The organism is Streptococcus macacae NCTC 11558 (assembly GCF_000187995.2).
Taxonomy (GTDB): domain Bacteria; phylum Bacillota; class Bacilli; order Lactobacillales; family Streptococcaceae; genus Streptococcus; species Streptococcus macacae.
The window spans coordinates 1751686-1764306 of record NZ_AEUW02000001.1; the positions used below are offsets into that span (position 1 = coordinate 1751686).

At 38.2% G+C, this 12621-nt stretch carries 13 protein-coding genes, 1 tRNA gene and 1 pseudogene; 13 read left to right on the forward strand and 2 right to left on the reverse strand.

The genetic code is table 11. The annotated features are described in order from the left end of the window. Positions 1 to 6 precede the first annotated feature (6 nt). On the forward strand, positions 7 to 1368 hold the full coding sequence (locus tag STRMA_RS08455; RefSeq protein ID WP_003078928.1) for an FtsX-like permease family protein: 1362 nt from the start codon (positions 7 to 9) through the stop codon (positions 1366 to 1368). A 154-nt stretch (positions 1369 to 1522) separates the two neighbouring features. Here the strand turns inward: STRMA_RS08455 and STRMA_RS09715 are convergent. Beyond that, positions 1523 to 1751: pseudogene (locus STRMA_RS09715) on the reverse strand (transposase); the annotation flags it as partial. 420 nt (positions 1752 to 2171) lie between these two features. Between STRMA_RS09715 and STRMA_RS08460 the strand changes: the two are divergent. The 7 genes from STRMA_RS08460 (at position 2172) to rpmB (ending at position 6278) form a co-directional block, all read left to right on the forward strand. Then, entirely contained in the window at positions 2172 to 3053 is an 882-nt protein-coding gene (locus tag STRMA_RS08460) for a class II fructose-bisphosphate aldolase (RefSeq protein WP_003079680.1), read from the forward strand. Between the two features lie 153 nt (positions 3054 to 3206). Next, positions 3207 to 3279 (forward strand) — tRNA-Thr (locus tag STRMA_RS08465). A gap of 313 nt (positions 3280 to 3592) precedes the next feature. After that, on the forward strand, positions 3593 to 4000 hold the full coding sequence (locus STRMA_RS08470) for a DUF1310 family protein (protein ID WP_003081975.1): 408 nt from the start codon (positions 3593 to 3595) through the stop codon (positions 3998 to 4000). Then, positions 3993 to 5234, forward strand: coding sequence for an Mbeg1-like protein (locus STRMA_RS08475; protein WP_003080323.1), 1242 nt, complete (start codon positions 3993 to 3995; stop codon positions 5232 to 5234). Before STRMA_RS08470 ends, STRMA_RS08475 begins: the two co-directional genes overlap by 8 nt. Further along, on the forward strand, positions 5219 to 5632 hold the full coding sequence (locus STRMA_RS08480) for a hypothetical protein (RefSeq protein ID WP_003080324.1): 414 nt from the start codon (positions 5219 to 5221) through the stop codon (positions 5630 to 5632). The genes STRMA_RS08475 and STRMA_RS08480 overlap by 16 nt, the downstream gene beginning before the upstream one ends. Positions 5633 to 5648: 16 nt before the next feature. Then, positions 5649 to 5942, forward strand: coding sequence for a hypothetical protein (locus tag STRMA_RS08485; RefSeq protein ID WP_003081775.1), 294 nt, complete (start codon positions 5649 to 5651; stop codon positions 5940 to 5942). Between the two features lie 147 nt (positions 5943 to 6089). Next, positions 6090 to 6278, forward strand: a complete 189-nt coding sequence (gene rpmB / locus STRMA_RS08490) for a 50S ribosomal protein L28 (RefSeq protein WP_003081633.1) — start codon at positions 6090 to 6092, stop codon at positions 6276 to 6278. 127 nt (positions 6279 to 6405) lie between these two features. Here rpmB and STRMA_RS08495 read toward each other — a convergent pair whose 3' ends face one another. Further along, positions 6406 to 6969, reverse strand: coding sequence for a methyltransferase family protein (locus tag STRMA_RS08495; RefSeq protein ID WP_003081018.1), 564 nt, complete (start codon positions 6967 to 6969; stop codon positions 6406 to 6408). A gap of 134 nt (positions 6970 to 7103) precedes the next feature. Here STRMA_RS08495 and STRMA_RS08500 point away from each other — a divergent pair, with 134 nt between their 5' ends. The 5 genes from STRMA_RS08500 (at position 7104) to ilvC (ending at position 12568) form a co-directional block, all read left to right on the forward strand. Next, on the forward strand, positions 7104 to 7469 hold the full coding sequence (locus tag STRMA_RS08500) for an Asp23/Gls24 family envelope stress response protein (protein ID WP_003079288.1): 366 nt from the start codon (positions 7104 to 7106) through the stop codon (positions 7467 to 7469). Next, positions 7469 to 9133, forward strand: a complete 1665-nt coding sequence (locus STRMA_RS08505; RefSeq protein WP_003080543.1) for a DAK2 domain-containing protein — start codon at positions 7469 to 7471, stop codon at positions 9131 to 9133. Before STRMA_RS08500 ends, STRMA_RS08505 begins: the two co-directional genes overlap by 1 nt. A gap of 165 nt (positions 9134 to 9298) precedes the next feature. Then, positions 9299 to 11002, forward strand: coding sequence for an acetolactate synthase large subunit (locus STRMA_RS08510; protein WP_003080576.1), 1704 nt, complete (start codon positions 9299 to 9301; stop codon positions 11000 to 11002). Continuing rightward, entirely contained in the window at positions 10995 to 11477 is a 483-nt protein-coding gene (gene ilvN / locus STRMA_RS08515; protein ID WP_003078831.1) for an acetolactate synthase small subunit, read from the forward strand. Before STRMA_RS08510 ends, ilvN begins: the two co-directional genes overlap by 8 nt. Before the next feature lie 68 nt (positions 11478 to 11545). After that, positions 11546 to 12568, forward strand: coding sequence for a ketol-acid reductoisomerase (gene ilvC, locus STRMA_RS08520; protein ID WP_003082393.1), 1023 nt, complete (start codon positions 11546 to 11548; stop codon positions 12566 to 12568). The last annotated feature ends 53 nt before the right edge of the window (positions 12569 to 12621 follow it).

Here is a 12621-nt window from a genome sequence, read left to right on the forward strand (position 1 = left end):
CTAACGATGTTAAAACTCATTTACTATCAATTCAACTATAGCAAGAAGCAGTGGTTAGGGACTTTGCCGGTTTTATTGGTTTCTAGTCTGATTATTGGAACTTCAATGAGTGGGATTTTTAATATCACGAAGCATACTGAGATCTTTAAATATTTAGCAGATCCAACGCCACTTTTTGAAATGATCATTTTCTTTGGTGGGTTGACATTATTTTTACTGATTTCAGGATTAATAAATTTTTTGATTTCAATTTTTAAGGAAGATTATCAACTCTGGACTGTTTTAGGTGCCAATCGTTCGCAGCTTTCATTATTGATTGGCGGGCAATTGTTTTTAGTGACCTTTATCTTCAGCATCGCCACAACCATTCTTTCGACTTACTTAGCTGGCGGATACTATTCCCTCATACAGTCCTTTGTAGGTGAAAAGAGCCTTCCTAGTATTCCTTTTTCCTTTGATTGGCGGGCAGCCTTGCTTAGTTTATTCACAGTACCCTTGATTGCCGGGGCTAGCGGATACTATTATTCGAGAAAACTTTTGAAAATTGGAGCGCTTGATAGAGAAAAGATAAGCAATAAAAGGCGTCCTCTTCATTTAATCACTAAGGGGAGCTTTGCACTTCTTGTTCTGGGTTTGTGGCTAAATTGTATCTATCTTTTATATTCAGCCTCCTTCACTAGTTCTCTCAATGTTAGATTTGACAGACTCAGTTCAATTTTCTTTATGCTTTTGCTACATTTGCTCATTATTTACTTGCTGACTCCCTACCTTCAAATTTTTCAACTAAAATTCTTATCCAAAGTTTTAGCGAAATCTAATTACGCCATGATTCTAGCCAAATGGACTATTTTGCATAAACCTTCCTATTTAAAATCCTTACAGAGTTCAGTAGCCATGGGGATTACTTTAATTTCTGGTTTTTTATTATTAGCTCAAAACATCTCTGCTAGGTTCCAAACGGATAGTGTAACAGAGACCAAGGTTAGCTTTTTAGCTTTTCTTGCGGCTCCTATAGTTGTTATATTAGCTAACGTTATTTCTGTCACTATTTTATCTTCTTATCAAGATTTAAAAGATGTTAAACAGTTAAGTATTTTAGGAGTGTCAAAGCAAAATCATCTCTGGCTCTTGCTATCCTATAGCTTGATTCACTCCCTTATTGTTTTTCTCACTTCGCTTTTGTTTAATCTTGTTATTCTTGCGATGGTTATGTTTGGTGTCCATTTATTTAATTATTCGATGGTAGACTATACCCCTGTTTTTACTATTGATTTACTTGTATCAGTTTTACTATTTGTTTTTATATTTATAACTAAATTCATCAGTATATTGCATGCAAATAGTCTTGATATAACAAAAAATGCATAATATTGGCTTATCTAATATCATTTCAAGATTCCACAGGAAAATCTCATCATTCAGAAATCAAAAATATAGAAATAGATAAAGGTCTCCGTGGTGCTAATTAAACTCAAGACAACAAGAAAAAGCCCAAAAGGACTATACTGTAAGTGACGAAAAGCTATATCCTGGAGAGAACCCGCTTGGTTCTCTCTTTTTGATATTCAAGATTAAAAAAATCCGTTTCTTGAAGTTAGGGAAATTGCGATAGCCAAATCCTTGGAGCTTGATATCTTTGATAAATTTATTAATTGCTTCGAGTTTGGCGTTTGAGCAGTCTCATTCTAAAGCGTTTGCCATGTATGGCTTGTATTTTCAAAGGTCTGAAAAACCGTCTGAAATAGCGGATTAGCAGTATCTTTGCGGTCAAACTGATTCATGATTTGGATGCGAGTGCAGTTCATGGATCTGTTGAGAAGCAAAGATAATTTTGATATTTTGGTCTTTTATTCCAAGTAATTCTGTGGTATTGAAAGATGTCTCATAAGTCACTTTCTCATGAGTTGTTTGAACGCTTTTCATTATATGTCTTATGAGGCTTTTTGGGTATTCAAAAAGCCCTATAATCTCCGCAGCGGTTTTACCCACTGCAGAAATTATAGAGCCCCATTATTTGGCTAGGTGTCTTTTTTGTTTTAGAATTTTCAATCCTTTCTTTTATCTGAAAATGATCTAAAATTCTTTTAAGGCTGGTTTTTTATACTAATTTGTGCTAAAATTAACTTTGTAAACGGGTTCAGACCCGAAAAATTAATAGGAGGCCTTTAAAAATGGCAATCGTTTCAGCAGAAAAATTCGTCCAAGCAGCTCGTGATAATGGCTATGCTGTTGGTGGATTTAACACTAATAATCTTGAATGGACTCAAGCTATCTTGCGTGCGGCAGAAGCTAAAAAAGCTCCAGTTCTCATTCAAACTTCTATGGGTGCTGCCAAATATATGGGTGGCTACAAACTTTGTAAGGTTCTTATCGAAACTCTTGTAGAATCAATGGGAATTACTGTTCCTGTTGCGATCCATCTTGACCATGGTCATTATGAAGATGCTCTTGAATGTATCGAAGTAGGTTACACTTCAATTATGTTTGATGGTTCACATCTTCCAGTTGAAGAAAATCTTGAAAAAGCTAAAGAAGTTGTCGCAAAAGCACATGCTAAAGGTATTTCAGTAGAAGCTGAAGTTGGTACTATTGGCGGTGAAGAAGATGGTATTGTTGGCCGCGGTGAATTAGCACCGATTGAAGATGCTAAAGCAATGGTTGAAACTGGTATTGATTTCTTAGCAGCTGGTATTGGTAATATTCATGGTCCATACCCAGCAAACTGGGAAGGCCTTGACCTTGATCACTTGAAGAAATTGACAGAAGCTGTTCCAGGTTTCCCAATTGTCCTTCACGGCGGTTCAGGTATTCCTGATGATCAAATTCGCGCAGCAATCAAACTCGGTGTTGCTAAAGTAAACGTAAACACTGAATGTCAAATTGCATTTGCTAAGGCAACACGTCAATTTGCTGCTGAATACGAAGCAAATGAAGCAGAATACGATAAGAAAAAACTCTTTGATCCGCGTAAGTTCTTGAAACCAGGTTTCGAAGCTATTACAGAAGCGGTTGAAGAACGTATTGATGTTTTCGGTTCAGAAGGCAAGGCTTAATTTTATTGAGCTGGTCAGTCAAAAAATCCCGCTTAAGCGGGATTTTTTTATTATAAGATGAAGATTAATCAGGCAGAAAAAGAATTAAAAATAGGCTTATATCAGTTTGTGCTTATTGACAAAATTTTTAGAAATAGTAAAATACTACTGTTAGCCGATTTAGCTCAGCTGGTAGAGCAACGCACTCGTAACGCGTAGGTCACAGGTTCAAGTCCTGCAATCGGCATGTAAAATGTAATATAAATCAAAAGAGGCAAGGCAGCTCAATTGAGTTCCCTTGCCTCTTTTTGCAGTGTATCAGAAAAGTTATCGAAATTAGTAAAGGAAAAAGGTAAATGACTAATTACATAGATTTAGAAAAAAACAAATTGCAAAGCAAGAATATAATAAAAAACTAAAAGTTGGTAAAGAAGTTACAATTAACAGAGGAGCTAAAATCGGTTTAAAGACCCCATACTAAGTCAAAGACAGATAGACTTATGTTATACTATAAGTAAATTAGTCCTCGTTTATTTATAAAATAACATAAAGGAGAGCAGATGAGCAAAACAATTAAAATTGTTGGTATAGTGATCGCTAGCATTTTAGCTGTCGGAATAGTCATTATAGGAGGATATAAAATCATGCAAAAAGTGGAATACGACCAAATGGTGAGGGTTGTTAAGAGTGAGGAAGTCAAAAAGATTATAGAGGATGATTTGAAAGAAATGGATCAATTTGCTTTGACAGATAAAGGGAAGATTCAGTCCTATCAAATTAATGAGAAATCCATCAAACATAATCCAATGGGAGGGATAAACTTTACAATTCACATTAATAAAAATCAAGAGTTAGAAATAGAATATACTATTGATAAAAATTCAAATACAGGAAAGTTAGAGTATTCAAGTGGAGCTTACTCACCTAAATTAGATGACTTAATAGAAAGGGAAAAATCTCATGAGTAGTGATATATATAGTGAACATGAAAGGCAGAAAATAGCGCAAGCTGAATATAAGAATCTGAAAAGAAAACAAAAATTACGCATCACGAACGATAAAGGCAAGAAAGAAACCATCGGCACTGTCCGTGAGGTTGTCACTAATAAAACGGGTTTAAAGGCCTATGTGGTGGAAAGTCCGGATAAAAAGGAAGTCTCAGTGCTGTATCAAGGCTCAGTTTCCCCTCCGGGGAAAGGCTCAAAAGCTGACTGGCTGGACAATGATATCCCCATGGCTAAAAACATTATAATGAAGAAAAAAGAAGCGACACCCCAGCTGAAGTCGGCTGCGGCTGCTTTGAATCATGTGCTAGCCACATACCCCAAAGCTAAGGTAACAGTCTATGGTCACTCTCTGGGGTCAATGAATGCGCAGTATGCTCTGGCAAATGTCTCTGATGTTAAGCGGATCTCTGGCGCTTATGTTTATGAAGGCCCAAATGTCTATCCCGTTTTAACCGGTAAACAAAAAGCAAAAGTGGCTGCCTTAAAGTACCGAACCCATAATTATATTGATCCTAAAGACTCTGTTCCATTAGGCTACGTCAAAGATACGCTTAACTATAAAGTTGATTTAAACAGTGAGAATGCTGTGGGAATCGTTTATCATGTTGACAGTAAGACTGTTTTTAATCCGATTGAGCAGCATATGTGGGGCGGCTATCAGTGGCGCTCGGATGGTTCGCTAAAAATCGAAAAAGACAGCTCCGCTAGAGAATCGAAGTACCGTTCTGCCTTGGACAGTGTGGCTCTTGGGATGTACCATTTTCCAAAGCTCAAAGCCCAGCGTGAGAAGGGCGGCTTATCTGGCAAAGAAGAGTTTTTCTTAGACAGTACACAGGCAGCGGTGGTTGCCTCTGGTCTGGTTAAAGCAGCCGCAAGGGTTGAAAAAGAGGTGGCGTCCGCTAAGAAGAGCGCCGTTGAAGCGGCGGAAATATTGTTCAATACAACCAAGACAGCCCCTTTTATGGTCACCGAGCTCAGCCCTGAAGAGATCCAGGAAGCCTATGCGGAAGCAGGGGTTACCTATGACAGTATTGTCGGGAAAACCGAACGTCATTTTAGCAAAAAAGTTAAGCAGGCTGAGAAGATTGCCCAAGCCTATACAGATTTGCAGGGCAAGATTCAGTCAGGAGTCGAAGAAGCTTTTGCCGAAGATGCCAAATTAGCAGGAGAATTTAAACAATGGTCAGAGAAATAAGTCGAAAAGTCGATCACCTTGAAGCTGTTATCAAAAAATATAAGGCTGAACTGGATACGCTGGAAGATGATTACAACTTTCAGCGTCGTCAGCTTGAAGAAGCTGCCTTTGATTTAGATGATTTGAATCGCTCTCTCAATGATTATTATGAGGAAACGTACGAAGAAGTGGCGGCTGATTTAAGGCAGCAAGAAGAAGATACTTCGGAAGCCTTTATGGTTTTAAATAACCTGATAGCTGAGTATATGGATGCAACAGAACTCAGTTATCAAAAAGAGCGCCAGCATCTAGATGATAAGCAAGAGGAGCTGTTTCAGGCCTATCAGAAAGAGCGCATTGGTACTGAGGATGCTATAGATGACTGCCTGGCACAAAGGAAGAGGCTTTTAGCGTTTTAGGCATAAGGAGGTGCAAATGGGAAGTGTTGTAGAAACTGTTGAAGAAGTTTTAACGGGTAAAGCAGATCTCAAAGAAGTCAAAAAGAAACTGGAGAGAGCACTGATTAAAAACATCTATGCTCCCTTGATGAAGAACAGCCGGCATGGGATTGTTTCTAAATACGATACGCAAATCACTGAAGCAGCCAGTGAAGGAAAGACAGCGGTAGAGACAATTATTGGTCAGCTGGATACCAGTATTAGAGGAAAAGGCCGCAAGGCAATTGAGTCAACTATTAAGAAACACAAAGCTGATTATGACCATTTATAGAAAGCAGCGATTTTGAAGATTTCCATTATCCTCAAAAACTAAGGCACAGACGACTTTTTAGTAAGTATTGTCAAATGTTCTTTATTTTGCTATAATGTTACGGTATGTGGTGAAAACACCTTAAACTAAACAGGAGGAAATAGATAAATGGCTAAGGTATGTTATTTTACAGGACGTAAAACAGTATCATCTAATAACCGTTCACACGCAATGAATAAGACTAAGCGTGCAGTAAAACCAAATCTCCAAAAGGTAACTGTTCTTATTGACGGAAAACCTAAAAAAGTTTGGGCTTCAGCTCGCGCACTTAAGTCTGGTAAAGTAGAACGTGTTTAAAGAAAAAGCCTGAAGTTTCAGGCCATAACCAAACCTCCATTTGGAGCGTTTGGTTTTTTATTTGATGTTTTTCAGGCATTTAATTTGTTCAATTAAGAAAATCAATCCTAAGGAGCTTTCATCGCCGTTACCAAATGTATGGAAAGAGGCGGTACTTTACTTTTTGGCAGTAAATGTGATAAGCATTGCCAAAATGTTCCTGAAGAGCTTGTTCTTCTGTATGGATACGAATGGCATAGCCTATACTTAAAACTATCAGAACAAGAAGGATGCTAAAAACATTTAACGTTACAAAAGCTAAGCCCAAAATGGAAATGATAGTTCCGCTATAAGCGGGATTGCGCACAAGAGCATAGGGACCGCTCCTTACCAATTCCTGTTCATCTGTAGTCTGAACATTCAAAGTAAAGGCCTTACCCAGATAGTTAATGGCATAAACTCTAAGAATGATCCCGCAAAGCATCAAAATAATACCTAAGTAAATCCCCCACTCTGGCAGAAGAATCGTAATCTTAAAAGGATTATTTAACATAGCTATGGACAGCACAATGCTAATAATAATAACATATCTTGTTCCCTTATCTTGGGAATTATCAGAACCATTGGTTTTAGTCCTGTTTTTAATAAACCATTCTGTCAACCCCCACAGAATCAGTAAACCATAAAGAATAGTCGTTTGGTAATGAATCATTGATAAACCTCCAATTATTAGTATTCATTTTATATGCTATGGAGTAAATTGTAAAGGGGTTAAATCTCTATATTTTTACAAGGGTTTTATATTATGGTAAAATAAACTGATAAAAACTTTTTTGAGGTAGCAAGATGACAGTAAAAATTAATACAAAAGATGGTCAAATTGAATTATCTGATGATGTAATTGCAACGGTAGTTGGCGGATCGGCCAATGAAATCTTTGGTGTTGTAGGTATGGCCAGCAAAAGCGCCATTAAGGATAATTTTCAGGCACTTTTGCGCAGGGAAAATTATTCTAAAGGAGTTGTCATCAAGTCAACGGAGGAAGGCATCTCGATTGATGTTTATACTGTGATGAGCTATGGCGTCAAGATTAGTGAAGTCTCAAAAAATATTCAAGAAAGAGTTAAATTTAATCTTGAAAATCAGCTGGGCATATCTGCTGATATGGTTAACATTTATGTGCAAAATATTAAAGTTGTAGGAGAAGACTAGTGGCAAATATTACAACAAGTTTATTCCAACAGATGGTGCAGGCAGCTGCGACTAGACTTGGTAAACAAGCAGAATATGTTAATTCACTTAATGTTTTCCCTGTTCCAGACGGCGATACCGGAACCAATATGGGAATGACAATGGATAACGGAGCAAAAGAAGTATCAGATAAGCCTGCTGCAAAGGTGGGTGAAGTTGGACAAATCCTTTCCAAAGGACTCTTGATGGGGGCACGCGGAAATTCAGGTGTCATTACTTCTCAGCTGTTTCGCGGCTTTGGCCAAAGTATTAAGGATAAAGATGAGCTGACCGGAAAAGATCTAGCCCAAGCTTTGCAAGCAGGTGTTGAAGTAGCTTATAAGGCTGTTATGAAACCTGTGGAAGGTACTATTCTAACAGTATCACGAGGAGCCGCTACAGCAGCGCTGAAGAAATCTGAAAGTACAAATGATGCTGCTGAAGTGATGCAGGCTGCTTTAGATGGAGCAAAGGCAGCCTTGGCTAAAACACCAGATCTACTGCCTGTTTTAAAGGAAGTTGGTGTCGTAGACTCAGGCGGTCAAGGGCTTGTTTTCATTTATGAAGGCTTTTTATCAGCCATGACAGGTGAGTATACTGTTTCAGAAGACTTTCAAGCAACCCCTGCCAATATGACAGAAATGATTAATGCGCAGCATCATAAGTCTGTAGCTGGCCATGTGGCTACAGAAGATATTACTTTTGGTTACTGTACTGAAATCATGATAGCACTTAAACAAGGACCTACCTATGTCCGAGATTTTGATTATAATGCTTTTCAGAATTATTTAAGCAATCTTGGCGACTCGCTTTTGGTTGTCAATGATGATGAGATTGTGAAAGTGCATGTTCATACGGAAGATCCAGGCCTTGTCATGCAAGAAGGCCTGAAATATGGCGCTCTGGTTAAAGTTAAAGTTGATAATATGCGCAGCCAGCATGATGCGCAGATACAAAAAGAGACTGCACAAGCGGTGCCAAATGATGTTAAAGAATTTGGACTTATCGCTGTAGTTGCTGGTGAAGGCTTAGCTGAAATATTTAAATCGCAAGGAGTGGATTGTATTATTTCTGGCGGACAGACAATGAATCCTTCAACAGAAGACATTGTTCGGGCTATTAAGTCTGTTAATGCTAAGAATATTATTATCTTACCGAATAATAAAAACATTTTTATGGCAGCACAAAGCGCAGCAGATGTTGTTGATGTTCCAGCTGCAGTTATTGAAACAAAAACAGTCCCTCAAGGTTTCACGGCTTTATTGGCTTTTAATGAAGCTAACACACTTGAAACGAACATAGCAGCTATGACTGAAAGTCTGGCAGAAGTGATGAGCGGCAGTGTCACAATGGCTGTCCGTGATACAAGTATTGATGGACTTGATATTCATAAAAATGATGTTATAGGGATGGTGGATGGCCGCATTTTGGTTTCTGCTCCAGAAATGAATAAGGCTCTTCAGCAGACATTTGAAAAGATGATTACTGAAGAAAGTGAGATTGCTACTATATATGTTGGTGAAGAGGGCAGTCAGGACGAGGCACAGGAATTGGCTGCTTATCTTGAAGATAAGTTTTTAGACCTTGAAGTTGAAATTCATCAGGGTGATCAGCCTGTTTATCCTTATCTTTTTAGTGTTGAATAGGAAGAAAAGGCCATTTGGGAATGGCTTTTTCTTTGTGAAAAAATCTTGAAAATAAAGTTAGATTATTAGCAAATTAGCTTGCAATATTTTTCAAAAGTGTTATGATAATAACTAAGTGATTTGAATTTTTTGAAAATTTGAACAATAGCTGAAAAGGAGGGTTCTGTGGAAAAAATACAACTCGAAAATCCTAAGTCGGGATCGGATTTGCTTCTTGACACTTTGGAAAATTTAGGAATCACAACCATTTTTGGCTATCCTGGCGGTGCTGTACTGCCGCTCTATGATGCGATTTATAAGCATCATCGTATTCGTCACATTTTAGCACGTCACGAACAAGGTGCTTTGCATGAGGCAGAAGGTTTTGCGAAATCTACCGGTAATATTGGAGTATCTGTGGTAACAAGCGGACCGGGAGCAACAAATGCTATTACTGGGATTGCTGATGGTATGAGTGACAGTGTTCCTATGCTGATCTTTACTGGCCAAGTTGCAACACCAGGGATTGGTAAAGATGCTTTTCAGGAAGCAGATATTATTGGAATTACAATGCCTATTACTAAGTATAACTACCAAATCCGTAATGTAGCAGATATTCCGCGTATTATTACAGAAGCAGTTCATATTGCAACAACGGGGCGTTCAGGTCCTGTAGTGATTGATCTTCCTAAGGACATTTCAGATCAAAAGACAGATTTCTATTATGATACAGCAGTTGCAGTTCCAGGCTACCAGCCTACGATTGAGCCCAATAATTTACAAATTAAAAAAATTTTAGCCCAGTTAAAAAAGGCTAAGAAGCCTTTGATTCTTGCGGGTGGCGGTGTTAATTATGCTGGAGCCTCATCTGAGTTGATTGCTTTTGCCGAGCGTTATAATATTCCTGTTGTTTCTACCCTCCTTAGTTTGGGAGTTATGCCAATGGCACATCGTTTGTCATTAGGAATGGGCGGAATGCACGGTTCTTATGCTGCTAATATGGCTTTAACTGAGTGTGATTTTTTAATCAATTTTGGTTCACGATTTGCAGACCGTTTAACAGGCAATCCAAAGACCTTTGCTAAAAATGCTGTTGTAGCCCATGTCGATATTGATCCTGCTGAGATTGGTAAAGTTGTAAAAACAGATATTCCTGTTGTAGGAGATGCTAAGCAGGCTTTAAAACAATTATTAGAGTTTGATAAGGTATCTACAAGGCATAGAGAATGGACGGAGAAAGTTTTAGAAAATCAAGCAAAAGCTCCCTTTAGCTATAAATTTGATGAACAAATTATTAAGCCTCAGCATGCTATTGAGATAGTTGGCAGGCTAACTAAGGGAGAGGCAATTGTTGTGACAGATGTTGGCCAGCATCAAATGTGGGCTGCGCAGTTTTATCCTTATCAGAATGAACGTCAAATTGTCACATCGGGCGGTTTAGGAACAATGGGCTTTGGTATTCCAGCTGCCATCGGGGCTAAGTTAGCTAATCCTGATAAAGAAGTCATCTTATTTGTTGGTGATGGCGGCTTTCAGATGACTAATCAAGAGTTGGCTATCTTAAATGGCTACGGTGTTCCTATTAAGCTGATCTTAATTAATAACCACTCACTTGGCATGGTTCGCCAGTGGCAGGAGTCTTTTTATGACGAACGCCGCAGTGAGTCGACTTTTGACGATGAGCCTAATTTCCAATATTTGGCTAAAGCTTATGGCATCAGCCATTATAAATTTTCAGATCCTCTAACTTTAGAAAAGGATTTGGAAGTTATTTTGGAAAATAAACCCATGTTAATTGAGGTGAATATTTCTGATCGTGAACACGTTTATCCAATGGTACCATCGGGTAAAAGCAATGCGGAAATGCTGGGGGTGACTTTTAATGCGTAGAATGTTAACAGCCAAGCTTCAGAATTCCACAGGTGTTCTAAATCGTTTTACGGGTGTTTTATCTAGACGCCAAGTCAACATTGAGTCTATCTCGGTCGGTCATACAGAAAGCCCCAATATTTCAAGAATCACTATTATCATTGATGTAGATTCGCTTGAAGAGGTTGAACAAATCATTAAGCAGCTAAATCGTTTAATTGATGTTGTTCGTGTTCGAGATATTACTGATAAACCTCATTTGGAGCGTGAAGTTATTTTGATAAAGGTTGCTGCTCCTACAAGTAAGCGTGCGGAAATTTTGGCTATTATTCAGCCCTTTCGTGCCAGTGTTGTTGATGTAGCACCTAAATCGATTACTATCCAGATGACAGGTGATGCTGATAAGATTGAAGCTTTGATTCGAGTTATTCAGCCTTATGGTGTAAAAAATGTTGCCCGTACGGGAGCAACAGGATTTACAAGAGATTTATCTTAATTTTAACTTTGTTATCCCTTGCCTTATAGGCAAAATAAAAATATTTTTTAGAAAAGAGACTTTTTATTATGGCAGTAGAAATGTTATATGAAGCAGATGTAAAGGTTCCAGCTCTTGATGGTAAGAAAATTGCTGTTATCGGCTATGGTTCACAAGGGCATGCTCATGCGCAAAATTTGCGTGATTCAGGACATGATGTTATTATTGGTGTTCGCTCAGGAAAATCATTTGATAAAGCAAAAGAGGATGGTTTTGAGACCTATGAAGTTGGTGAAGCAACAAAATTAGCAGATGTCATTATGGTTTTAGCACCAGATGAAATTCAAAAAGATATTTATAAAGCTGAAATTGCGCCTAACTTGAGTGCTGGTAAAGCTATCGGCTTTGCTCATGGTTTTAATATTCACTTTGGTTATATTAAAGCTCCAGAAGACGTAGATGTTTTTATGGTTGCTCCTAAAGGACCAGGTCATCTTGTGCGCCGTACTTATCAAGAAGGTTTTGGGGTGCCTGCACTTTATGCTGTTTATCAAAATGCGACAGGCAATGCAGAAGATATTGCCAAAGATTGGGCTAAAGGTATTGGTTCTGCGCGTGTAGGACTTTTGGTAACGACCTTTAAAGAAGAAACTGAAGAAGATCTTTTTGGCGAACAAGCTGTTCTTATGGGCGGTTTGACACATCTTATTGAAGCTGGATTCGAAGTGCTGACAGAGGCCGGTTATGCTCCCCAATTAGCTTACTTTGAAGTTTTGCATGAAATGAAATTGATCGTTGACCTTATTTATGAGGGTGGCTTTAAAAAGATGCGTCAGTCATGTTCAAATACTGCTGAATTTGGTGATTTTGTAACTGGTCCGCGTGTCATTGGTCCAGAAGTTAAAGAAAATATGAAAGCAGCTCTTGCTGATATTCAATCTGGTAAATTTGCACAAGAATTTGTTGAAGATCATGATGCAGGCTTCCCTCGCTTAAAAGCTTTCCGCAAAGAAGCTGAAAATCTTGAAATTGAAAAAATTGGTGCAGAATTGCGTAAAGCAATGCCATTTGTTAATCAAAATGATGACGACGCCTTCAAAATTTATAATTAATCATTACAATAGCTTGTTTTAACGATATAGGCAGGATTATAATCAAGCTAAGA